General features: G+C 72.0%; 21 protein-coding genes. 6 read left to right on the forward strand and 15 right to left on the reverse strand.

All coding sequences use genetic code 11. The features are described 5' to 3' along the window. Positions 1-38: 38 nt before the first annotated feature. The gene (locus tag ABT360_RS15850; RefSeq protein ID WP_351815594.1) at positions 39-716 is read right to left on the reverse strand and encodes a FadR/GntR family transcriptional regulator; all 678 of its coding nucleotides are present in this window, start codon (positions 714-716) and stop codon (positions 39-41) included. A gap of 111 nt (positions 717-827) precedes the next feature. On the opposite strand from ABT360_RS15850, the gene lpdA reads away from it, so the two are divergent. Continuing rightward, the gene (lpdA, locus tag ABT360_RS15855) at positions 828-2231 is read left to right on the forward strand and encodes a dihydrolipoyl dehydrogenase (protein ID WP_351815597.1); all 1404 of its coding nucleotides are present in this window, start codon (positions 828-830) and stop codon (positions 2229-2231) included. Positions 2232-2769: 538 nt separating this feature from the next. On the opposite strand, the gene ABT360_RS15860 is transcribed toward lpdA, so the two are convergent. The 9 genes from ABT360_RS15860 to ABT360_RS15900 form a co-directional block, all read right to left on the reverse strand. Then, complete coding sequence (locus ABT360_RS15860) at positions 2770-3579, reverse strand: HAD family hydrolase (RefSeq protein WP_351815600.1); 810 nt, start codon at positions 3577-3579, stop codon at positions 2770-2772. Further along, positions 3576-4853, reverse strand: coding sequence for a serine--tRNA ligase (gene serS / locus ABT360_RS15865; protein ID WP_351815603.1), 1278 nt, complete (start codon positions 4851-4853; stop codon positions 3576-3578). Before serS ends, ABT360_RS15860 begins: the two co-directional genes overlap by 4 nt. Positions 4854-5458: 605 nt before the next feature. Next, entirely contained in the window at positions 5459-6394 is a 936-nt protein-coding gene (gene pheA / locus ABT360_RS15870; protein ID WP_351815606.1) for a prephenate dehydratase, read from the reverse strand. Positions 6395-6474: 80 nt separating this feature from the next. Beyond that, positions 6475-7716, reverse strand: coding sequence for an iron uptake transporter deferrochelatase/peroxidase subunit (efeB, locus tag ABT360_RS15875; protein ID WP_444852249.1), 1242 nt, complete (start codon positions 7714-7716; stop codon positions 6475-6477). Positions 7717-7723: 7 nt separating this feature from the next. Then, on the reverse strand, positions 7724-9646 hold the full coding sequence (locus ABT360_RS15880) for a copper resistance CopC/CopD family protein (protein WP_351815609.1): 1923 nt from the start codon (positions 9644-9646) through the stop codon (positions 7724-7726). Between the two features lie 21 nt (positions 9647-9667). Continuing rightward, a complete protein-coding gene (locus ABT360_RS15885) occupies positions 9668-10132 on the reverse strand; it encodes a copper chaperone PCu(A)C (RefSeq protein WP_444852250.1) in 465 nt (154 codons plus the stop codon). Continuing rightward, entirely contained in the window at positions 10129-10827 is a 699-nt protein-coding gene (locus tag ABT360_RS15890; RefSeq protein WP_351815612.1) for an SCO family protein, read from the reverse strand. The genes ABT360_RS15885 and ABT360_RS15890 overlap by 4 nt, the downstream gene beginning before the upstream one ends. Positions 10828-10860: 33 nt before the next feature. Beyond that, positions 10861-11577, reverse strand: a complete 717-nt coding sequence (locus tag ABT360_RS15895; protein WP_351815615.1) for a YcnI family copper-binding membrane protein — start codon at positions 11575-11577, stop codon at positions 10861-10863. 84 nt (positions 11578-11661) lie between these two features. After that, positions 11662-12462, reverse strand: a complete 801-nt coding sequence (locus tag ABT360_RS15900) for a hypothetical protein (RefSeq protein ID WP_351815617.1) — start codon at positions 12460-12462, stop codon at positions 11662-11664. A 234-nt stretch (positions 12463-12696) separates the two neighbouring features. On the opposite strand from ABT360_RS15900, the gene ABT360_RS15905 reads away from it, so the two are divergent. Continuing rightward, positions 12697-13149, forward strand: a complete 453-nt coding sequence (locus ABT360_RS15905) for an ATP-binding protein (RefSeq protein ID WP_351815620.1) — start codon at positions 12697-12699, stop codon at positions 13147-13149. 91 nt (positions 13150-13240) lie between these two features. On the opposite strand, the gene ABT360_RS15910 is transcribed toward ABT360_RS15905, so the two are convergent. Together ABT360_RS15910 and ABT360_RS15915 are read right to left on the reverse strand one after the other, a co-directional pair. Beyond that, on the reverse strand, positions 13241-14704 hold the full coding sequence (locus ABT360_RS15910; protein WP_351815623.1) for an aminopeptidase P family protein: 1464 nt from the start codon (positions 14702-14704) through the stop codon (positions 13241-13243). Between the two features lie 127 nt (positions 14705-14831). Further along, on the reverse strand, positions 14832-16340 hold the full coding sequence (locus tag ABT360_RS15915) for a PP2C family protein-serine/threonine phosphatase (RefSeq protein WP_351815626.1): 1509 nt from the start codon (positions 16338-16340) through the stop codon (positions 14832-14834). Positions 16341-16881: 541 nt separating this feature from the next. On the opposite strand from ABT360_RS15915, the gene ABT360_RS15920 reads away from it, so the two are divergent. Together ABT360_RS15920 and ABT360_RS15925 are read left to right on the forward strand one after the other, a co-directional pair. Continuing rightward, on the forward strand, positions 16882-17565 hold the full coding sequence (locus ABT360_RS15920) for a bifunctional DNA primase/polymerase (protein WP_351815629.1): 684 nt from the start codon (positions 16882-16884) through the stop codon (positions 17563-17565). A gap of 195 nt (positions 17566-17760) precedes the next feature. Then, positions 17761-18306, forward strand: a complete 546-nt coding sequence (locus ABT360_RS15925) for a hypothetical protein (protein WP_351815632.1) — start codon at positions 17761-17763, stop codon at positions 18304-18306. A gap of 221 nt (positions 18307-18527) precedes the next feature. Here ABT360_RS15925 and ABT360_RS15930 read toward each other — a convergent pair whose 3' ends face one another. The 3 genes from ABT360_RS15930 to ABT360_RS15940 all read right to left on the reverse strand — a co-directional run bounded on the left by ABT360_RS15930 (position 18528) and on the right by ABT360_RS15940 (position 21081). Beyond that, positions 18528-19496, reverse strand: a complete 969-nt coding sequence (locus ABT360_RS15930; protein WP_351815634.1) for a DUF5926 family protein — start codon at positions 19494-19496, stop codon at positions 18528-18530. A 110-nt stretch (positions 19497-19606) separates the two neighbouring features. Then, entirely contained in the window at positions 19607-20281 is a 675-nt protein-coding gene (locus ABT360_RS15935; RefSeq protein WP_351815637.1) for an ATP-binding protein, read from the reverse strand. Next, entirely contained in the window at positions 20281-21081 is an 801-nt protein-coding gene (locus ABT360_RS15940; protein ID WP_351815640.1) for a glycerophosphodiester phosphodiesterase, read from the reverse strand. The genes ABT360_RS15935 and ABT360_RS15940 overlap by 1 nt, the downstream gene beginning before the upstream one ends. Before the next feature lie 183 nt (positions 21082-21264). Between ABT360_RS15940 and ABT360_RS15945 the strand changes: the two genes are divergently transcribed. Both ABT360_RS15945 and ABT360_RS15950 read left to right on the forward strand, forming a co-directional pair. Continuing rightward, complete coding sequence (locus tag ABT360_RS15945; RefSeq protein WP_351815643.1) at positions 21265-22689, forward strand: S1C family serine protease; 1425 nt, start codon at positions 21265-21267, stop codon at positions 22687-22689. A gap of 69 nt (positions 22690-22758) precedes the next feature. Continuing rightward, positions 22759-22983 (forward strand): hypothetical protein, encoded by a 225-nt coding sequence (locus ABT360_RS15950; RefSeq protein WP_351815646.1) that lies wholly within the window; start codon positions 22759-22761, stop codon positions 22981-22983. The last annotated feature ends 105 nt before the right edge of the window (positions 22984-23088 follow it).

Consider the following 23088-nt stretch of genomic DNA (forward strand, 5'->3'; position numbering starts at 1 on the left):
AGCACCTTTCACAACAACAGGGAAGTACAGGGGGAAATTCAGCGGGCGGCGACGATCGTCCTGACCGTCTCCAGCGGCACGCGCAGCAGCTCACGCCCGGCCGCGCCCGCCGCGTCCGGGTCGCCCGCCTCGATCGCCACGACCAGCGCCTCGTGCGCGTCGAGGTCGAGGGCGGGCATCTCGCGGTCGCCGAGGGACTCGACGAGGCTCTCGTGGACCTGCACGGAGAAGAACCGGTACACCTCGGTGAACGCGGCGTTGTGCGTGGCCTCGACCACCGCCCGGTGGAAGGCCAGGTCGGCGTCCGCGTCCCGGTCGCCCTCCTCGCGCAGGGTGGCCAGCGCGGCGCGCAGCCGCAGCAGGTCATGGGTGTCGCGCCGGACGGCCGCGAGCCGGGCCGCCTCGGTCTCCAGGGCGATCCGCAACTCCAGTACGTCCAGGGCGCCGGCGGCCCGGACGGTGCGGAGCACCGCGGCGGGGTCGGCGGTGGAGCGTACGAACGTGCCGTTGCCCTGCCGGGATTCCAGCAGGCCCGCGTGGACGAGGACGCGGACGGCCTCACGGACGGTGTTGCGGCCGACGCCGAGCTGCTCGGCGAGCTCGTGCTCGGTCGGGATGCGGTCGCCGACGGCCCATTCGCCGTCCGTCAGCTGGGCCCGGAGCTGCTCGACGACCGCGTCCACGAGGGAGGTCCGTCCCGCGGCCTTCAGCGCCATCTGCCCACTACTCCATTTCGCTCATTCACCCGGTTGCCCAGTCATCCTACAACTTGCCTCCAGGATTACTGTGGGCACATCCGCACTCACTCACACCCTGGGGAGCAAGCCATGTCAGACCGCTTCGACGTCGTCGTACTCGGAGCAGGCCCCGGCGGATACGTCGCCGCCATCCGCGCCGCCCAGCTGGGCAAGCGCGTCGCGGTGGTCGAGGAGAAGTACTGGGGCGGTGTCTGCCTGAACGTCGGCTGCATCCCCACCAAGGCGCTGCTGCGCAACGCCGAGCTGGCCCACCTCTTCACGCACGAGGCGAAGACGTACGGCATCAAGGTCGACGGCCAGGTCTCCTTCGACTACGGCGAGGCGTTCCGGCGCAGCCGCACGGTCGCGGACGGCCGGGTCAAGGGCGTCCACTTCCTGATGAAGAAGAACAAGATCACCGAGTTCACCGGCCGGGGCACCTTCCTGGACGCGAACACCATGCGGGTCGCGCTGAGCGACGGCACGGAGACCACGATCTCGTTCGACAACTGCATCATCGCTACCGGCGCCACCCCGCGCCTGCTGCCGGGTACGCGGCGCAGCGAGCGCGTCGTGACGTACGAGGAGCAGATCCTCGCCGACGACCTGCCGCAATCGATCGTGATCGCGGGCGCGGGCGCGATCGGCATCGAGTTCGCGTACGTGCTGCACAACTACGGCGTGAAGGTCACCATCGTCGAGTTCCTCGACCGGGTGGCGCCGCTGGAGGACAAGGACGTCTCGGCGGAGCTGGCGAAGCAGTACCGCAAGCTCGGCATCGACGTGCTGACGTCCACGCGGGTCGAGGCGATCGACGAGTCCGGGCCGCAGGTGCGGGTCACCGTGACCGGCAAGGACGGCAAGCAGCAGGTCCTGGAGGCCGACAAGGTGCTCCAGGCGATCGGCTTCGCGCCGAACGTCGAGGGGTACGGCCTGGAGAACACGGGCGTCAAGCTCACCGAGCGCGGCGCGATCGACGTCGACGGCCGCTCCCGGACGTCGGTGCCGCACATCTACGCGATCGGTGACGTGACGGCGAAGCTGATGCTCGCCCACACCGCCGAGGCGATGGGTGTCGTCGCCGCCGAGACCATCGCGGGCGCGGAGACGATGGAGCTCGAGTACGTGATGATCCCGCGCGCCACGTACTGCCAGCCGCAGATCGCCAGCTTCGGCTGGACGGAGGAGCAGGCACGGGAGCAGGGCTTCGACGTCAAGGTCGCGAAGTTCCCGTTCATGGCGAACGGCAAGGCGCACGGGCTCGGTGACACGACCGGGTTCGTGAAGCTGATCAGCGACGCGAAGTACGGCGAGATCATCGGCGCGCACCTGATCGGGCCGGACGTCACGGAGCTGCTGCCGGAACTGACGCTGGCGCAGCAGTGGGACCTGACGGTGCACGAGGTGGCGCGGAACGTCCACGCGCACCCGACGCTGGGTGAGGCGGTCAAGGAGGCCGTGCACGGGCTGGCGGGCCACATGATCAACTTCTGAGCCGTACGCGGTCGTCGACGCGGCGTCACCGGTAATCCGGTGGCGCCGTGTCGTGCGTGCGGGGCACATTGGTCGGGCAGCGCCCACACGGGGGCCGGCGCCGGGGGCGGCCGCTTCGAGCGCGCGTTCCGTACGCGCGGGCCGCCCCTTCCGGCCACCGGTCCGCGGGCGCCGTTTCCGGCCGGTCACCGGTCATGGGAGCCCGCCCGGCCGGTCACCGGTCATGGGCGCCCGCCCGGGTGTGCCGCTGTGCCCACCCGTGCCGCCCCAGGCGGCACGATTGCCCACAGCGGGTGGTGCGAGGCGGCCACAGGTCCGCCCACAGCGGTGGTGCGCGACGACCGCAGGTCCACCCACAGCGGGTGGTGCGAGGCGGCCGCAGGTCCGCCCACAGCGGTGGTGCGCGACGACCGCAGGTTCACCCACAGCGGGTGGTGCGAGGCGGCCGCAGGTCCGCCCACAGCGGTGGTGCGCGACGACCGCAGGTCCACCCACAGCGGGTGGTGCGAGCCGGCCGGAGTCCGGCCTCGACCGGCCGTCAGACGGTGCCCAGGAGTTCCTCCAGCACCACCGCGATGCCGTCCTCGTCGTTGGAGGCCGTGATCCGGTGGGCGACGGCCTTGAGGTCGTCGTGGGCGTTGGCCATGGCCACGCCGTGGTTCGCCCAGGCGAACATGGGGATGTCGTTGGGCATGTCGCCGAACGCGATCGTGTCCGCCGCCTTGACGCCCAGTCGGCGGGCCGCCAACGACAGTCCCGTGGCCTTGCTCAGGCCCAGGGGAAGGATCTCGACGACCCCCGCGCCCGCCATCACCACGTCCACCAGGCCGCCGACCGCCTGCCGGGCTGCCAGGGCTAGGGCGTCGTCGTCCAGGTCGGGGTGCTGGATGTAGACCTTGTTGAGCGGGGCGGACCACAGGTCGGCCGGGTCCTCGTAGGGGAGGTACGGCAGCGGGCCCTCCTGGACCCGGTAGCCGGGGCCGACCAGGACGTCGCCGTCGAGGCCGTCGCGGCTGGCGGCAATGGCCAGCGGACCGACCTCGGCCTCCAGCTTGGACAGGGCCAGCCCCGCGAGCTGGCGGTCCAGGGTCACGGACGTCAGCAGACGGTGCTCGCCCGCGTGGTAGACCTGCGCTCCCTGGCCGCAGACGGCGAGGCCGTCGTACCCGAGGTCGTCCAGGATGTGGCGGGTCCAGGGGACGCCCCGGCCGGTGACGACGATGTGCGCGGCGCCCGCCGCCGTCGCGGCGGCGAGCGCGTCACGCGTGCGCTGCGAGATCGTCTCGTCGGAGCGCAGCAGCGTCCCGTCGAGATCGGTCGCGACCAGCTTGTAGGGGAACGAAGTCACTTGGAGACGGGCTCCAGGACGTCCCGGCCACCGAGGTAGGGCCGGAGGACCGGGGGGACCCGCACGGAACCGTCGGCCTGCTGGTGGTTCTCCAGGAGCGCGACGATCGTGCGCGGTACGGCGCACAGCGTGCCGTTGAGGGTCGCCAGCGGCTGGACCTTCTTGCCGTCGCGCATCCGCACCGACAGCCGCCGCGCCTGGAAGCTGTCGCAGTTGGAGGCGGACGTCAGCTCGCGGTACTTGCCCTGCGTCGGGATCCAGGCCTCGCAGTCGTACTTGCGCGAGGCGGAGGCGCCCAGGTCACCGGTGGCGACGTCGATCACCTGGAACGGCAGTTCCAGGGACGTCAGCCACTGCTTCTCCCAGTCCAGGAGCCGCTTGTGCTCGGCCTCGGCGTCCTCGGGGGCGACGTACGAGAACATCTCCACCTTGTCGAACTGGTGGACCCGGAAGATGCCCCGGGTGTCCTTGCCGTACGTGCCGGCCTCGCGCCGGTAGCACGGCGAGAAGCCGGCGTACCGCAGCGGCAGCTTCTCCGCGTCGAGGATCTCGTCCATGTGGTACGCGGCCAGCGGCACCTCGGACGTACCGACCAGGTAGTAGTCGTCCTTCTCCAGGTGGTACACGTTCTCGGCGGCCTGGCCGAGGAAACCGGTGCCCTCCATGGCACGCGGGCGGACCAGCGTGGGCGTCAGCATCGGGATGAACCCAGCCTCCGTCGCCTGCGCGATCGCCGCGTTGACGAGCGCGAGCTCCAGCAGTGCGCCGACGCCCGTCAGGTAGTAGAAGCGCGAGCCGGAGACCTTGGCGGCGCGCTCGACGTCGATGGCCCCCAGCGCCTCGCCGAGCTCCAGGTGGTCCTTGGGCTCGAAGCCCTCGGCGCCGAAGTCGCGGATCGTGCCGTGCGTCTCCAGGACGACGAAGTCCTCCTCGCCGCCGACCGGCACGTCCTCGTGGACGAGGTTGCCGAGCTGGAGCAGCAGCCGCTTGGTCTCCTCGTCCGCCTCGTTCTGGGCGGCGTCGGCGGCCTTGACGTCGGTCTTCAGCTGCTCGGCCTTCCGCAGCAGCTCCGCGCGCTCCTCCGGGGAAGCCTTGGGGATCAGCTTGCCGAGCGCCTTCTGCTCGGAGCGGAGTTCGTCGAAGCGGACGCCGGACGACCTGCGCCGCTCATCGGCGGAGAGCAGGGCGTCGACGAGGCCGACGTCCTCTCCACGGGCGCGCTGGGAGGCGCGAACACGGTCGGGGTCCTCACGGAGCAGGCGAAGGTCAATCACCCCACCAGGCTACCGGTGCGTGCTCGTGTCACCCCAGCCGATATGCCGTGCGGCCCTTGCGTGTTACTTTGCCCGAATTGCCGGAATTCATTCCTGGGGAAAGTGAACGGAATTCCCGCTCTCCACGGCGTTCCTCCCGCGCCGTTCGAGCGCCGCTGTCGCGCTGCTGCCGCGCTGCTGCCGCGCTGCTGCCGTGCCGCACCCCGCGCCGACTGCCGCGCCGCTGCGGCACCGACTGTCGTGCCGCTGCCGCACCGCTGTCGTGCCGACTGCCGCGCCGCGGCGGTGCCTTTGTCCACAGACGCCGATGGATTCGCAAAGTTATCCACAGGCTGTGTGAATCCGCTGTGGACTCAGGAATTGATCATTCCGAATGCCCTGCCGTCACCCTGGATTCCCTGATCAAACCCCGCCCACACACTCATTCGGGTGGGAAATTCTCGCTCTAAGGAGTTGTTCGACGGAATTGAGGTGACACGGTCGACGTGCCGCGCTCTGCCGCCACCTGAGATGACTGGAGCGATTTGTCGACCCTGTCCGGTTGTGTTGTCGACTTGTCCCCAGGTCGAGAAGCGGCCCTGTGGATAACTTTTTGTGGACGTCGCTCAGGTCCGTCCGTCCTGGCACCGCGCCAGCCAGTCCGCCGCCGCCGTGAAGTCCTGGTCGGACGTCCCGGGCCGAAGCGGGGTCACGTCGTCGGCCGTCGCACCCGCCCGCGGATACGACCCGAGGAACCGGACGTTCGCGCAGATCCGCTTCAGGCCCATCAGCGCCTCGGCGACCCGGCGGTCGGAAATGTGGCCCTCCGCGTCGATGGCGAAGCAGTAGTTGCCGATACCGGCGCCCGTCGGCCGCGACTGGAGCAGCATCAGGTTGACCCCGCGCGCCGCGAACTCCTGGAGCAGCTCCAGCAGCGCACCCGGATGGTCCTCGCGCTGCCAGATGACCACCGAGGTCTTGTCGGCACCCGTCGGCGCCGCCGGCCGGGCCGGGCGGCCGACCAGCACGAACCGGGTCTCCGCGTTCTCGGCGTCGTGGATCTCCGTGACCAGCGCTTCGAGCCCGTACGTCGCCGCCGCGAACTCACCCGCGAACGCCGCGTCGAACCGCCCCTCCTGCACCAGCCGCGCACCGTCCGCGTTCGACGCGGCCGACTCCCACACCGCCTCGGGCAGATGCGCCCGCAGCCAGTTGCGCACCTGCGGCTGGGCGACCGGGTGCCCGGTCACCGTCTTGATGTCGGAGAGCTTCGTGCCCGGCCGCACCAGCAGCGCGAACGCGATCGGCAGCAGCACCTCGCGGTAGATCATCAGCGGCCGGCCGGACGCCAGCTCGTCGACGGTCGCGGTCACCCCGCCCTCCACCGAGTTCTCGATCGGTACGAGGGCGGCGGCGGCCTCCCCGTTGCGCACGGCGTCCAGGGCCGCGGGCACGGAGACCATCGGCACCAGCTCCCGCGTGGCCGCTTCCGGGAGCGTGCGCAGGGCGGCCTCGGTGAAGGTGCCCTCGGGACCGAGATACGTATAGCGAGTGGCCGACATACCGGTCACCCTAATGCGCCGGAAGCCTTCGCGGACCCGCGATCCCTCTGCGGATCCGCGATCTCTCCGCGGACCCGCGATCACGCCTCCAGCAACCGCTGCCCCACGTATTCGCCCTCACCCGGGCCGCCCGGCACCGCGTACAGGCCGCTCGCCTCGTGCCGGATGAACGGCGACAGCGCGTCCCCCCGGTCCAGCTTCCGCTGCACCGGTACGAACCCCCTGCGCGGATCGGCCTGCCAGGCGACGAACAGCAGCCCGGCGTCCGGCGTCCCGTCCGCCCCGATCCCGTCGTGGAACGAGAACGGCCGCCGCAGCATCGCCGCACCGCCGTTCTGCTCCGGCGCCGAGATCCGCGCGTGCGCGTTGTCGGGGACGACCAGCTTCCCGTCCGGCCCCGTCCTGTCCAGGTCGATCTCGGTCGTCTCGCTCCCGCCCGTCAGCGGCGCCCCGTCCGACTTCCGGCGGCCGATCACCCGCTCCTGCTGCTTCAGCGGCAGCTTCTCCCAGTCGTCCAGCAGCATCCGGATCCGCCGGACGACGGCGTACGAACCACCCGCCATCCACGGCTGTTCCCCGCCCTCCGGGACGAAGATCCGCTCCTGGAAGTCCGGTTCGGACGGCTTCGGGTTGCGCGAACCGTCCACCTGGCCCATCAGATTGCGGGCCGTCATCGGGTGCGCGGTGGCGCCCGGCGAGCGGTTGAAGCCGTTCATCTGCCAGCGCACCTTCGCGGCCAGGCCCGCCTCCTTCTGGATGGCGCGCAGGGCGTGGAAGGCGACGAGCGCGTCGTCGGCGCCGATCTGCACCCACAGGTCGCCGCCCGACCGCTTCGGGTCCAGCTGGTCGGACGAGAAGGCGGGCAGCGGGTCCAGCTCCGCGGGCCGCCGAGCCACCAGCCCCGTCCGGTCGAAGAAGGAGGCGCCGAAGCCGAACGTGACCGTCAGGGAGGACGGCCCCGCGTCCAGGGCGACCCCCGTGTCCCCGTCGCCCACCGGCTTGCCCGCCATCAGCAGCTCGGCCGCCGCCGACCAGCGGCGCATCAGCGCGACGGCCTCCTTGCGCCCCGCGCCCGGCGCCAGGTCGAAGGCGATCAGGTGCCCGCGCGCCTGCAACGGCTGGAGGATGCCCGCCTGGTGGGTACCGCGGAACGGCACGGACGTCGAGCCGACGGTCGCCAGCGCCGCGCCGGCCGGCTGCGAACCGGCGGCGGCGTACGTGGCGGCGCCGCCGGCCGCGCCCAGCGCCAGCCCGGTGACGCCGGCCGCGCCGACGGTTCCCAGCAGCCGGCGCCTGGAGATGTCGAGGTTCTCGGTGCTCACGATCAGGTCAGCCGATCTTCACGTTCTTGTCGAGGGTGGTCTGGTCGATGTCGGAGGTCCGGACGGTCACCCGGAGCTTCCACTCGCCCGGCATCGGGATCTGCACGGCGGCCGAGGTCCAGTGTCCGGCCGTGACCCGGTCCGGTACGACGGGCAGGGGGCCGATCTGCTTCGACTCCAGGGTGAAGGACACCTTCAGCTCGGGCAGGTCCAGGGGCCGCCCGTTCGCGCCGGTCGCGTACACGTGCATGGCGTTCGCGCCCGAACGGCCGGGGTCGAGGGTGAGCCGTACGGTCCCCTTGCCGTTGACGGCGCCGCCGGTGTCGAAGGGCAGCGTCAGGTCGAGCGGCCGGTCCGGCACGGCGGGCGAGGGCGACGACGCCTGCGTACGGCCCGCCTCCTCGACGGTACGGCCCGGCTCGGTCGTCGTCAGTACGGTCGTCACGGCGAGCAGCACCACCGCGACGCCCGCCTCGGCCAGCACGGACCGGCGCAGCCCGGCGCGCCCGGGGTCGGCGTCGCGGGCTCGCTTCGCGCGGGCGGTGGCGAGGGCGGCCCGCTGGCGGGCGAGCTGAGCGGCGCGCTCCTCCGGTACGTCGTCCGGTATGTCCTCCGGTACGTCGTCCGGCACGGTGACCGGATCAGCGTCGGCACCGGCGCCGGCACCGGCCTCCTCCGCCTCCTCGCCCGCTGCCTCCGTCGAAGCGGTCTCCGCCAGCCGCTCGGTCCACCGCCGCGAGATCCACGCGACCCCGACCAGGACGGCGACCAGTCCCACCTTGAGCAGCAGCAGCCGGCCGTACGCCGTGCCGGTCAGCGCCGACCAGGAGCCGACCTGCCGCCACGACTGGTAGATCCCGGTCGCGGCCAGCACGACGACGGAGCCGAACGCGACGCGTGAGAAGCGCCGTACCGCCGACCGCTCGATCGACGGCTCCCGGTGGAGGGCGACCAGCAGCGCGGCCAGACCGCCCAGCCAGGCGGCCATCGCCAGCAGGTGCAGGATGTCGACCGGCATCGCGACGAGTGGCTGGAGCCCGGCCGACGCGTGCTCGGAGAGCGCCCAGGTGGCGGCGATCCCGGCCGCGACCACCGTGCCGCCGATCGCGAGCCCGAAGGTCAGGTCCTTCTTCTCGCTCTCGTCCTCACGCCTGGTGTAGGCGCCGAACAGCACCGCGACGAACAGTGCCGCCGCGCCGAGCAGCAGCAGCCGCGAGACGAGCGCGGCCCCGGTCTTGGTCTCCAGGACCGCACCGAGTGAGTCCAGCCCGAAGGCTGCTCCCGTGTACGGCGCGCGCAGCAGCAACAGCGCGAGGGTCGCCGCCGTCAGCGCCACCCACCCGCGCACCACGAGCCGTTGCAGCGGCCGCAGCGCAGCGCCGCGTGGCCAGCAGGCCAGGACGAACGCGCCGCCACCCGCCAGCAGGATGAAACCGCCGTACGAGACGTACCGCGCGATGCCGTACAGCACTCCGACGAGTCCGCCGCCCGCCTCCTCCTTCGGCAGCGCGACGGTCGTCTGCGACGGGGCGCCGATGGAGAAGGTGTACGCCCCCGAAATGGGGTGGCTGTCGGCGGAGATGGCGCGCCAGGCGACGGTGTACGTGCCGTCCGGCAGCCCGGCGTGCAGGTTGACGCCGTACTTGACGATCGCTCCGGCGCACAGGTTGCGCAGCTCGCCGGTGTCGGCGCGCTTGCCGCTCGGCTCCAGCACGCGGATCGAGTCGTCCCCCATGGCGACCTGCTCGGAGAAGGTGAGCGTGACGCCCTTGGGGGCGGTGGCGACCACCGCCCCGTCCTTCGGGTCGCTGCCGGTCAGCGCGGCGTGGGCGCTCGCCGTACCGGAGAGCACGGTGCCGAGCAGTGCCAGGGCGGCCAGCAGCAGCCCCAGTGCGTGGGCGGTTCCGAAGCGCGGGGCGGTGGCTTTCATGGTGGTCGGTCCCCCGAGTGCCTAGTGCTTCGACGGGTTGTGGGTGGCGGCTTCCACCGGCAGGTCGACCGTGATCGGCTCGGACCTCTCGAAGTGCAGCTCTATCCGCACCTTCTCGCCCTGCTTCGGCTGCTTCTTGATGGCCATGAACATGATGTGGCTGCCGCCGCGTTCGAGCTTCAGCTCACCGTTGGCGGGGATCTCGAAGGACTTCACCTGCCGCATCTTCTGGTTCTTGGTCTCGTGGATCTGGACGTCGTCGGAGAGCGGGCTGGTGACCGAGGTGAGCTTGTCCGCCGCGCCGCCCGTGTTGGTGACGGTCAGGAAGCCGCCCGCCATGTCGCCCACGGGCTGCGGCATGAAGGCCCCGTCGACCTTCAGTTCGGGCCGCGCGGGCCCGCTGTCGGAGGAGCATCCGCCCAGCGCCATGGCCCCGGCGAGGGCCACGACGGTGGTCAGGGCGGTGAGGGTGGTGCGGCGGGTCACGGGTTCTCCCCCTTGATGATCTTCGGCAGGTCCTTCTCGTAATCCTCGGCGGTGGTGTCCTCGCCGTAGATGACGTAGCCCTGGTCGGTCCTCGGCGAGAAGGCGATCACCTGCGCGCCGTGCATGGAGACGACCGATCCGTCCTTCTCCTTCTTCGGCGGGTCGATGCCGATGCCCATCTGGCGGGCGCCGGCCTGGATGGTCGGGAAGTCGCCGGTGAGGCCGATGAAGGACGGGTCGCCGGCGCCGGGCAGCCACTTGGCGAGCTCGGCGGAGGTGTCCCGTTCGGGGTCGGTGGTGACGAAGACGACCTGGAGCCTGTCCCGGTCCGCCTTGGGGAGTTCCTTGTAGGCCAGCGCGATGTTGCTCATCGTCAGCGGGCAGACGTCGGGGCAGTGCGTGTAGCCGAAGTAGATCAGCGTCGGCTTGCCCTTGGTCCGCTCCCGGAGGTCGTACGTCTGGCCCTTGGTGTCCTTCAGGACGAGGTTGGGCTTCTCGAAGGGCCGGTCCAGTACGGTCCCGGCCTTCTCCGGCGACGCCTCGACGGACACGCCGGCGACCGAGTCACCGGCCGTGTCCTTGCCGCCGTCGCCGCAGGCCGACAGGGTGAGCGCCGACACGGCGACGAGTGCGGCGGCGAGCACCGGGGTGCGGCGGCGCGGCCGGAGCCGCCCGCCGGTCTTCTGGATGTGCATGGGGTTTCTCTCTCGGTGTTTCGGGGGTGGCCGTCAGGCCGAGCGGCGGCGTCCGGCGAGGACACCGAAGGCGACACCGGCGGCGCCGACGAGAATGCCGCCGACACCGAGGACACGGGCGGTGGTGTCAGTGGAGGCGGCGGCGGACTCCGCGTTCTTCTCCGTGTCGTGGCCCTTGGCGGCCGTGCTGCCGCCGGCGTGGTGGTCGCCCGTGGCCGCGGACAGCTTGAGCACGGGCGCGGGGGCCTCCGGCTCGGGCGCGCCGTCCTTCGGCTCCTCGATCCAGCGCACGACCTCCTTGTTGTCGTACGTCTGGAGGGCTTTGAAGACGAGCTTGTCGGCGTTCTCGGGGAGCTGCCCGAGCGAGACCGGGAACTGCTGGAACTGCCCGGGGCCGATCTTCGAACCGTCCGCCGTCCAGGTGATCTTGGAGGGGGCCTCGGTGATCTTCTTGCCGTGCATGTCGAGCGGCTTGGCGAGCTTGGCCTTGTCGACCTTGACCGTCCAGCCGGGGACGGGCTGCGGCATCACGGAGGCCATCGGCGTGTCGGTGGGGAGGGTCACTTCGAGCTTCACGGTCGAGGCGTTGTCGCGCTCGTTCGGGACCTTGAAGTTCACCGTGGCGTAGCCGCCCTTGGCCGCCTCGCCCTGCGGCTCCACGCCGACGTGCGCGAAGGCGGTACCGGAGAGCAGGACGACGGAGGAGGCGGCGACGCCGGCGGCGAGGGCGATACGGGAAGAGACGTTCATGACGGAACACACTCCACAGGGATCAGGAAAGTGGACGCGTGCGCACGGGCGCACCACGGCGCCACTCCCGTCGAGTGGGCCGTGTCAGGCTGCGAGGGCGTAGAGCGATACGGCCGGGGGGCCGCGCCTGATCACCGTGTGCTGAAGTTCTTCCGCCGCGGCGGGCGGCGGGGGGCCGTCGTCGGTACGCGGCGGCCTCGGCCCGCCCGCGGGCAGCGCGGGCAGCCCGGCCAGCAGGGCGCGTACGAGGACGAGGGCGGCGCGCAGCGAGCGTACGAGCGCCCCTTCGGCGAGCCCGGTGGCGCCGTGCGCCGACAGCCGGGCCAGCTTCAGCAGCGCGAGGTCGCCGCGCCGCAGCAGCCACCCGGTCGCCACGGCGGCCAGCAGGTGCCCGAGGACCATGGGAAGACTGGGCCACCACCCGGCGGCGGGCTCCACGACATGCCCGGCGTGCCCGGCGTGCCCGGCGTGCGAGCTGGTCGCGGCGGCCGGGTCGAGCCCGGCGCGGGTGACGATCCGGTGCGCGTCGGCGGGGCTCAGCGACGCGGCGCCCGCCCCGCACACCAGTTTGGCAGCCATCCGGATCAGTGCGTCGTCCGCCCGGTCGCCGATATCCACCATGAGCTGCTGCCGCTGCCCGAGCCCGAACAGCGCGTGCAGGCCGAGCTGTCCGCCGGCCAGCGCCGCGGCGATCACCGGAAGCGACCGTTCGCGCCCGGCGAACGGCACGGTCAGCGCGAAGACACACAGGAACCCGAGGGCCAGCGTCCACCACGGGACGGTCTCGCAGGCCGCGAGCACATGTCCCAGCGCGGACAGCACGAGGCAGACCGCGGTGAACACCGCGGCCCTCAGCAGCCGCGGACCAGCGGAAGGGGCAGACATGGCCGGGCCATCATCGCACTGCGCCCCTTCGCGCCACACGGCAGGTCCGGAAGGTCACTGTTTCACCGTCGGAGTCCGCAAGGCCCCGACAGAGTCCGACACACACCGACATACACCGGCGTACGGGCTACGCATATCCGCCGAACGAGGGCTGTGGCGTCAACGCGGCGCTTACGACCGACAAGTAGGGGCAATACGTATCGGTATGTCGAGCCGCAGCCAGGAGGCTGGAGCATGAGCATCTGGTGGTCTCTCCATTTGCGGCGCGAGGCTGCGAGCGTTCCGCTCGCCCGTCGCCTCCTTCTCGGCACGATGGAGACCGCGGGCGTCGACCCGGAGATCTCCTACGACCTGTCCCTCGCCCTCACCGAAGCGTGCGCCAACGCGGTGGAGCACGGCGGGCGGACGGAGACCGGGGACGTCTCCGCCGAGTACCGGGTGACCGCGTACCTGGACGGCGAGAAGTGCCGCATCGAAGTGGCGGACTCGGGCCCGGGTTTCCCCGTCGGCCCCGCGCCGGCGGTGCGCAGGCCCGCCTTGGAGGCCGAGGACGGACGAGGCCTGCGCCTCATCGAAGAACTGGCCGACCACGTCCACTTCGGCAACAGATCGGGCCGCGGCGGCGCGGTGGTGAGCTTCGACAAGATCGTCAAGTGGCGTACGGACGCTCCGCTCGTGGCGTCGTGACGCACACGGCGAGGCCCCCCACCGGCATGGCGGCGGGGGGCCTTTCGTCCGTTGTCGCGCGGGCGTCATCGCGTGGGCGACATCGCGGGCGTCAGCCCTTCAGGGCCGCCATCCACGCCTCGACCTCGTCCGACCGGCGCGGCAGCGCGGCCGACAGGTTCCGGTTGCCGTCCTCCGTGACCAGGATGTCGTCCTCGATCCGCACGCCGATGCCCCGGTACTCCTCCGGCACGGTCAGGTCGTCCGCCTGGAAGTACAGGCCCGGCTCGACGGTCAGGCACATGCCCGGCTCCAGGACGCCGTCCACATACGTCTCGGTCCGCGCGGCCGCGCAGTCGTGGACGTCCATGCCCAGCATGTGACCGGTGCCGTGCAGGGTCCAGCGGCGCTGGAGGCCCAGCTCCATGACCTTCTCCACGTCCATGTCGCCGAGCAGCCCCCACGCCACCAGCCGCTCGGTCAGCACCCGCTGCGCGGCGTCGTGGAAGTCGCGGTACTTCGCGCCCGGCTTCACCGCCGCGATGCCCGCCTCCTGGGCGTCGTACACGGCGTCGTAGATCTTGCGCTGGAGGTCGGTGAAGCGGCCGTTGATCGGCAGGGTCCGCGTCACGTCGGCCGTGTAGAGCGTCGTCGTCTCCACGCCGGCGTCCAGCAGCAGCAGCTCACCGGAGCGGACCGGGCCGTCGTTGCGCACCCAGTGCAGGGTCGTGGCGTGCGGTCCGGCCGCGCAGATCGAGCCGTAACCGATGTCATTGCCCTCGACACGGGCCCGCAGGAAGAACGTGCCCTCGATGTACCGCTCGCTGGTCGCCTCGGCCTTGTCGAGGACGCGTACGACGTCCTCGAAGCCCCGCGCGGTCGAGTCGCAGGCACGCTGGAGCTCGCCGATCTCGAAGTCGTCCTTCACCAGGCGCGCCTCGGAGAGGTACACCCGCAGCTCCTCGTCGCGCTCGGCGGTGACCTTGTCGGTCAGGGCCGCCTCGATGCCCGCGTCATGGCCGCGCACGTTGCGCACCGGGCCGGTGGCCTCGCTCAGGTGCCGGGGCAGTTCCCGCACGTCCTTGGCCGGGATGCCGAGCAGCTGCTCCGCCTCGGTGAGGGAGTGCCGGCGGCCCACCCACAGCTCGCCCTGGCCGTCCAGCCAGAACTCGCCGTTCTCCCGGTTGGAGCGCGGCAGCAGGTAGATCGTCGCCTCGTGCCCGCCGCTCTTCTTCGGCTCCAGCACCAGCACGCTGTCGTGGGTGTGGTCGCCGGTGAGGTACGCGTACTCGGTCGACGGGCGGAAGGCGTACTCGGTGTCGTTGGAGCGGGTCTTCAGGTTGCCCGAGGGGATCACCAGCCGCTCGCCGGGGAAGCGCTCGGACAGCGCGGCGCGCCGGGCGGCGGTGTGGGCGGCCTGGGGGATGGGCTCCAGGCCGTGCAGCTCGGTGTCGGCCCAGCCGGACTTCATGTTCTCCGCGAGCTCGTCGGACACGCCCGGGTACAGGCCGTTCTTGCGCTGCTTGATCGGCTCTTCCGACTCTTCCGGGATCGCCGGCGTGAGCTCTTCGGCCACGGGTCCGCCTCCTGTTGGTACGACACTCGGATTCCCCCCGGAGGCCCGGCGGTGGCCGAGCAGGGGGACGCCCACCATCGTACGGTCGTACGGAAGACGGCCCCAGGGCCTTATGTCACGCGAAACGTCACTCGAACCGGGCCGCCAGCAGCACCACGTCCTCGTCGCCGGAGCCGCCGTCGGGCAGCACCGTCCGCAGGACGTGGTCGGCGATCGCGCCCGGATCCGGCCGGTCCGCCCTGGGGACGGTGGCGGCCGCCGCGTGCAGCCGCGCGAAGGCCCGGTCGGTCGACTCCCCGGTGCGGCGCAGCAGCCCGTCCGTGTAGAAGAGCACCGTCTCGCCGGGCTCGGGGGCGATCTCCACGCTCGGCGCCTCCCAGCACGCGAGCATCCCCAGCGGCGCCGACAGCGACGTCTCGACGTACTCGGTGCGCCGCTCGCCCACGATCAGCGGCGGGGTGTGCCCGGCCCCGGCCAGGACGATCTTGCGGTGCGCGGGCTCGGTGTACGCGAAGAGCGCGGTGGCCGACCGGGCCGGCTCCGTCAGCCGCAACAGCAGCTCCAGGTCGGAGAGCACGGCGACCGGGTCCTCGCCCTCCATCACGGCGTACGCCCGCAGCGAGGCACGCAGCCGTCCCATCGCGGCCAGCGCGCTCGGCCCGGACCCGGACACCGACCCGACCGCCATGCCGAGCGCGCCTTCCGGGAGCGCCAGCGCGTCGTACCAGTCGCCGCCGCCCTGCGGCCCGGTGCGGTGCCGGGCGGCGAGCTGGACGCCCGGGACGCGTGGCAGGCGGCTCGGCAGCAGCTCCTCGGCGATGGTGGCCAGCCTGGCGCGGCCCCGCTCCAGCTCCAGCAGCCGGGCCAGGTGCTCGGAGGCGTACTGCCCGTAGAGCCCGACGAGGTGGCGCCGCCCCTCGGTCGGTTCGGCGGGCTCGTCGTACAGCCAGACGGCGGCGCCCAGCCTCCCGGCCGCCTCGGTGACGAGCGGAACGGTGTAGCTGGCGGCGTAGCCGAGCCGGGCGGCGACTTCGCGGTGGCGCGGGTCGAGGCCCTCGTCGGCGAACAGGTCGGGGACGGCGACGGGTCCGGGGCGCCGGCGCTCGGAGGCGGGTTCACCGGGGACGTCGTCGAGGATGCGGCCGTAGGAGGTGGCGCTGCGCGGCACGGTCTCGATGGTCCCGAGGTCGGCGTGGGCCAGGCCCAGGCCGATGGTGGTGGTGGGGCCGAGGCCGTCGGCGGGTTCGAGGACGGCCATGCCGCGGCGGGCCCCGACCAGCGCGGCGCCGGCGCGCAGCAACTCCTGGAGGGCGTCGTCGACGGTGCCCGTACGGGTGAGGCGTTCGGTGAGCTCGTGCAGCGTGGTGAGGTCGGAGACCCAGCCCGCCAGCTTGTCCTGGATCATCGCGCCGGGCGCGACGGGAGGGGTCGGGAGGCCCGGGAGAGGCGCCGCAGTGTGCGCGGGCGCCGGGACGGTTGGATCGATTCCAGCCACTTTCGGCAGGTGAGGGGCGCTCATGGCAACCGGGTCTTCGACGGGTGCGTTTCGCTGGATAGCATCGCAAACCCCCATGTCAATCTGCGCCGCTGTCACTGCAACCACATCTACACGCAGAAGTAAGGGGATGTCCAGCATTGTCACGGGGCGGGCGCGCGGTATTTACGTGAGCCGCAACTTGGCTCAAAAATGCCCCCATGGACAGGATTTGCGGTCGACTGAGCCCCGTTCGAAAAGGAGCACCCCCCGGAGGCGGCGTCGGCAGGCGCGGTCCGAAGGGGCGTCGTTCCGAGTGGGCTGGGTACGTAATCGGTGTCGGCCAGGGGCAGTTGGGACAAGCCCGGAACCTCGCGGGGGACCCTGGCGTCCTTGACTCCGAAGGCCACGCCCCATCCCGAGTGGCGGGGAACCAGAACAGCGGGACAAGCGGGACAGCCAGTGCGCGCCATGGGCGCGCCACCCCTCGCCACGCGTTTAATGGACGGATAGCCGGCCCGGGCTGCGGCTCGGCCCACGCTCGGCGGCCCCGGCGGTGCTTCTTGCCGCAGGCGAAGAGAGGCCGGCCCCATGCCGGCACCGGCACGGGGCGGTGACGCGCCGGACCGTACGCACAGTGAAGTGACGCACACCTGTTGTCATGTGGATGACCTCGGCGTTCAACGGAAAGGAACGAGCGCTCATGCGCGAGATCCTCGGAAGGCGACGCAGGCTCCGGTTCCGGCGCAGAAGGAGGCCCGCCCATCTGGACGCGGCGCTCCTGTGCGCCACCGAGTGGGACTGGCCCGTACTCCCCGGCGTGGGACTGAAGGCGGCCGGAGGCCGCGGTGACCGGGAACGCGGATGCGCCTGTCCCGACCCCGAGTGCGTCGTACCCGGCGCACACCCCTTCGACCCCGGCCTGCTCGCGGCCTCCACCGACGAGCGGATGGTGCGCTGGTGGTGGACCAACCGCCCCGACGCCCCGGTCGTGCTCGCCACCGGCGGCCGCGCACCGTGCGCGGTGAGCCTGCCCGCCGTCGCGGGGGCACGGGCACTGGCCGTGCTCGACCGGATGGAGATGCGGCTCGGCCCGGTGGTGGCGACGCCCACCCGCTGGTCCCTGCTGGTGGCCCCGTACACCCTCGAACAGCTGGGCGAGCTGCTGTACGCCAAGGACTGCGTGCCCAGCTCGCTGCGGTTCCACGGAGAAGGCGGGTACCTGGTGCTGCCGCCGTCGCACACCGGGACGGGGCAGGTGCGCTGGGAACGCGCCCCGCTCGCCGGGTCCGCGTCGCCGTGGCTGCCGGATGTGGAGGCGGTCGTGGACGCGCTGGTCGAAGCGAGCACGAGCGCCCCGGACGGCGGCAGCCGCCTGCGCTACTGAGGCGGCTGCTCCGGCTTCCTGCTGAGGCCCGCGCTCCGGCTTCCGGCCCCGCTGTCACCCGTGTGTCACTCGTACGGGTGTGAGCGGGGCCGAGTTGTACGGGAATCGGGCGCACGGCTGCCGGGTTGGCCGCGTTCCGTCGATATCGTCGCCCCACCGTCAAGAATCCCGGGCAATGGGCAGGTGGGGTCCCCCATGAATCTCCGCGTGATCGGGCTCGGGGCCGTGGTGCTCTCCGCCGCGCTGCTGCCGCTGGCCGCCTCCGCCGGACCGGCCGGCAGTCCCGGCGCGCCGACCGTGGATGCGAAGCGGGGGGCGGCGCCGGCACTTCTGGCCGGAATCGATGCCCCGGTCGCCCCTCCGTCCCCGTCCCCGTCCCCCACGCCCCCCACTACGGCGAGTCTCGCGAGCTGCGGGCCGGAGGTGGCCTCGCCGGGCGGCGTGGAGGCCCAGACGTGCGTACTGACCGAGGCGCGCGACACCTGGGCGCGCACCTACTACCGCAATGCGACGGGCGAAGAGCTCGGGGCCGTACTCACCTTGATGGGCCCCGGCGGGCGCACCGTGCAAGCGCATTGCGAGGTGCGGGCGGAGGACGAGCCGGGCGTATGTGAGACGCCCAGGGAACCGTCACGCGGGAGTTCCGCCGAATACACGGCGGTGGCGGAGTTCGCGGAGAACGGTGAAAGCGCGCTGCTGCTGCGATCGGGGAGCAACTCCCCCGATCCTGCGGCCAGTTGAGGGATCGAACCGGAAGATCCCATTCCGCGGAAATGGAAGGGCCCGGTCGCTGGCGACGGGGGATGCACCAGCGACCGGGCTTCAAGCACCGTAACAAGAGATCGGCTGTTCGCAAATTCGATCTCAGTTATTCGGACAGGGATTTACCCTCGAGTACAGACCATTGTGGCGGAAGTCACCGACCGGTCGGGATGGCAACCACTTCCGCCTCTGGTAATGGATCAGCTGAGGGTGACCTGGCGGTTGGTGAGCCCGCCGCGGGCCCGCCGCTCCTCCGCCGTCAGCGGAGCGTCGACGGCGAGCGCGCCCGCGAGCCGCTCGGCGAACTCGGCGGCCGGCTGCTCGCACTCCTTGGCACCCATTCCGGTCGGCAGGTCCCACACCGGGACCATCAGCCCGTGCGCGCGGAACGAGCCGACCAGCCGGGTGCCCTCGCCGAGCGAGGACCGCCCGGCGGCCTGAAGCCGGGCCAGCGCGTCGAGCAGCTGCTCCTCGGGGTGCGGCATGACCCAGCGCAGGTGGTTCTTCTCGGGCGTCTCGCACCAGTACGCGGCGTCCACGCCGGACAGCTTGACGGTCGGGATCGCGGCGGCGTTGGCCCGCTCCAGGGAGGCGGCCACCTCCGGCGACGCGCTCTGCTCGGAGTCCGGCACCCAGAACTCGAAGCCCGAGTGGACGACCGGCTCGAAACCGGCGTCCGGGTCCAGCAGGTCCTGGAGGCGCGGCCCGTCCGCCTGCACCCTCTGGGCCGCGACCGGAGTACCCGGCTGGGCGGCCAGCGCCCGCTGGAGGGTGTCCGCGAGGTCCCGGCTCAGGTCGCCGGAGGAGGTGTCGTTCTGGAGCGCCAGCAGGACGGAGCCGTCGTCACGGCGCAGCGCGGGCCAGGCCATCGGCAGGACCGTCGCGAGCGTCACGGAGGGCACGCCCTCGGGGAGGCCGCCCTTGAGGTGGAGCGGCGCGGTCGCGGCCGGGACCAGCTCCCGCAGGGCGACCCAGTCGCACTCGCCGGGCAGGCCCTCGAAGGGCCGCTGGACCAGCTCGGTCACCGCGTGCGCGGCCTCCCGGCCGTGGCAGGCCTTGTAGCGGCGGCCGGAACCGCAGGGGCAGGGCTCGCGGGCCCCGACGACCGGAACGTGCTCATTGGTCGCCTGCGGCTTCCCGGCCTTGGTCTGGGGACGCTTCTTGCCCATGGTCTGACTCTCCCGTAACGGCGGTGCGGCACTGCTGTGTCGGCCGCGAGCCTAGCCGCCCGGAGGCGCCGGCCGGGCCACGTGCGTCGGGACGCCGTTCGCCGTGCGGGTCAGTCGACGTCCTCGTACGCGCCGTACGCCTCGTACGTGTCCAGGAAGTCGAAGCCCGGACCGGTGACGCGCGTAGCGAAGTCGTCGCGCCGGTGGCCTCCCGTGAGGAGCACCCACACCGTCACCTCGCCGGACGCGCTGTCGCGTACGCCCCAGTCCTGGGCGAGCGCGCTGATGATGTTCAGCCCCCGGCCGCCGCGCGCGGTCACCGAGGGCGTGGCAGGAACCGGGCGGGTCGGACCACCGCCGTCCGTCACCTCGACGGTCAGCGCGCCGTGCTTGTCGACGCGCCAGGCGGCGCGGATGTCACCGTCACCGACCTCCACCCCCCGGCCCAGCGGCCTGCCGTGCCGGCAGGAATTGCTGAGCAGTTCGGAAAGGACCAGTACGGCATCGTCGACGACCGATTCGGCCATACCGCTGCGGCTCAGCTGCTCCCGCATGCGGTGTCTGGCCTCCCCCACGCCCGCAGGGCCATGGGGTACGGCCATGCTCGACGACGTGGGCACCTCCTGTGCCACCACCAACGCCACCCCCGAGACCTCCTTTGCCCCACGCCACGGAGTGAATGCCCCAATGGACTGGACCGGAAACCGGCCAACCGGTGTGTGGTGACGTACTCGACACGGTCGGCGACGGAGCGAACGCGCCGGGGCACTCCCTGTAACGGGCATTACAGGCGACCGAGTTGGGTCAGTACCTGTTTGGGGCGGTTGGTGATGATCGCCTCCACTCCGAGCCGGGCGCACAGCTCGACGTCCTCCGGCTCGTTCACCGTCCAGACATGGACGCGGTGGCCGGCCCGGTGGAGGCGGGCGATGTAGCCGGGGTTGTTGCGGACGATCCGGATGGACGGCCCGGCGATCCGGGATCCGGCGGGCAGCCGCCCGTCACGCACGCGCGGGGTGACGAACTGCATCAGGTACACGGTCGGCACGGCGGGCGCCACCGCCGCGACCCGGTGCAGCGAGCGGGCGGAGAAGCTCATGATCCGTACGGGGGTGGTGGTGCCGGTCCGCGGCCGGGTCAGCCCGAACCGCTCCAGCAGCTCCACCAGCCGCGCCTCCACCTGACCGGCCCAGCGGGTGGGGTGCTTGGTCTCGATGGCGAGCTCGATGCGCCGCCCGGCGTCGGCCACCAGGCCGAGCAGCCGCTCGAGGGTCAGTACGGAGGTGTACTCGGGGTCGCCCCAGTCCGGGCTCTCGTTCGCGTCCTTCCAGGCGCCGAAGTCGAGCTGGGCCAGGTCGGCCAGCTCCAGGGTGGAGACGGCGCCGCGGCCGTTGGAGGTGCGGTTGATGCGGCGGTCGTGGACGCAGACGAGATGGCCGTCGGCGGTGAGCCGTACGTCGCATTCGAGGGCGTCGGCGCCGTCCTCGATCGCCTTCATGTACGCGGCCAGGGTGTGCTCGGGCGCGTCCTCGGAGGCGCCTCGGTGGGCGACGACCTGGATCGTGTGCTGCCGTGCGTGGGTCACCGCGACATGGTGCCACCGCTGTTCGGCCCTCTTCGACAGGCGTCTGATTTGCCGGAAATAAAGGATGGCTCGAAGACGCACAGCTCCGGCTTACAGTGGCCTGACGGCCTATGGGGAAAGCTGTCCGCAGACACTTGCGACGTAGACGACGTAGACGACGTGGAACCTTGAGGAGACCGAGCCGTGAGCACTGAGAACGAGGGCAACGCGGTCCCGTCCGCCCCCTCCGCCCCGTCCACACCTCCGGTGCCGCCCTCTTCGTCCGCGCCGACGGAGGGCGCCCACGAGACGGCGCCGGCGGCGCCGGAACCGCCCCGTACACCCCCGCACGTACCCGCGGCGCCGGCGGCGCCGACGCAGACCCACGACGTGCCGCCGCCCCACACGCCCCCGGCCGCACCCCCCGGCACGGGCTGGCCGGCTCCGCCGCCACCGCCCACCGGCTGGGGCGCGCCGCTCCCGCCGGTCGCCGAGCCGCCGCGCAAACGTTCCGGCGGCGGGCTGGTCGCCGCCGTCCTGGCCGCCGCGCTTGTCGCGGGCGGCGTCGGCGGGGGCATCGGTTACTGGGCGGCCGAGCAGGGCGGCGGCTCCAGCAGCTCGACGACCGTCGCCGCGGGCGAGGCACCGGCCGACTTCAAGCGGGAGCCGGGCACGGTCGCCGCGGTCGCGAGCAAGGCCCTGCCGAGCGTCGTCACCATCGAGGCCAAGTCGGGCGGCACGGAGGCGGAGGGCGGCACCGGCACCGGGTTCGTGTACGACAAGGAAGGCCACATCCTCACCAACAACCACGTGGTCGCCTCCGCGGCGGAGGGCGGCACCCTCTCCGCGACCTTCTCCAACGGCAAGAAGTACGACGCCGAGGTCGTCGGCCGGGCCCAGGGCTACGACGTCGCCGTACTGAAGCTCAAGAACGCCCCCTCGGGCCTCACCCCCCTCCCGCTGGGCAACTCCGACAAGGTGGCCGTCGGTGACTCGACGATCGCGATCGGAGCGCCGTTCGGCCTGTCCAACACCGTCACCACCGGCATCGTCAGCGCCAAGAACCGCCCGGTCGCGTCCGGCGACGGCAGCGGCGCGGGCCGCAACTCGTACATGAGCGCCCTCCAGACCGACGCCTCGATCAACCCGGGCAACTCCGGAGGCCCGCTCCTCGACGCGCGCGGCGCGGTGATCGGCATCAACTCCGCCATCCAGTCGGCCGGCAGCGGCGGTCTCGGCCAGTCGCAGGCGGGCTCGATCGGCCTCGGGTTCGCCATCCCGGTCAACCAGGCCAAGGGAGTCGCCGACCAGCTGATCAAGACGGGCCAGCCGGTCTACCCGGTGATCGGCGCCACGGTGAACATGACCGAGGAGTCCGGCGGCGCCCGCATCGCCGACCAGGGCGAGGGCGGCACCCCGGCCGTCGTCCCGGGCGGCCCGGCCGCGAAGGCGGGCCTCAAGCCGGGTGACGTGATCACCAAGTTCGGCGACCTGACGATCGACAGCGGCCCGACCCTGATCAGCGAGATCTGGACCCACAAGCCGGGCGACAAGGTGACCCTCACCTACGAGCGGGGAGGCAAGGAAACGACGGTCGACGTCACCCTGGGCCAGCGCAAGGGCGACTAGCCGACGGACGCGTCACCCGTACCCGTGCCCCGGCGTGCCGGGGCACGGGTACGGGCCCAGAGTGAGTGCATGACCGCCAACCCGCCGCCCGTGACCGTCTCCCCGCCGAGCCCGACCGGCGGCCGCAGCGTCCACGCCGACGACAAGCCCCTCGGCCTCGCCCACAGCGTCGCCGATCTGGTCGACCTGCTCAGCACCGTGGGCCTCGAACTGGGCCCGGACGAAGTGGCCACGACCCGCCTCATCCACTGGCAGGGCGGCGGCCCCGCCGTCTGGGCCGAGTCACCCCCCTGACCCCACTCCGCCACCCACGACCTGCCGTCCACCGCCGCCCGCCTCACCGGCGACCACGTCGAGCTGCGCCACCGGCTCGGGCTGCTCGCCCGCCCGCTGGAGGAG

The organism is Streptomyces sp. NPDC000229 (genome assembly GCF_040300825.1).
Taxonomy (GTDB): domain Bacteria; phylum Actinomycetota; class Actinomycetes; order Streptomycetales; family Streptomycetaceae; genus Streptomyces.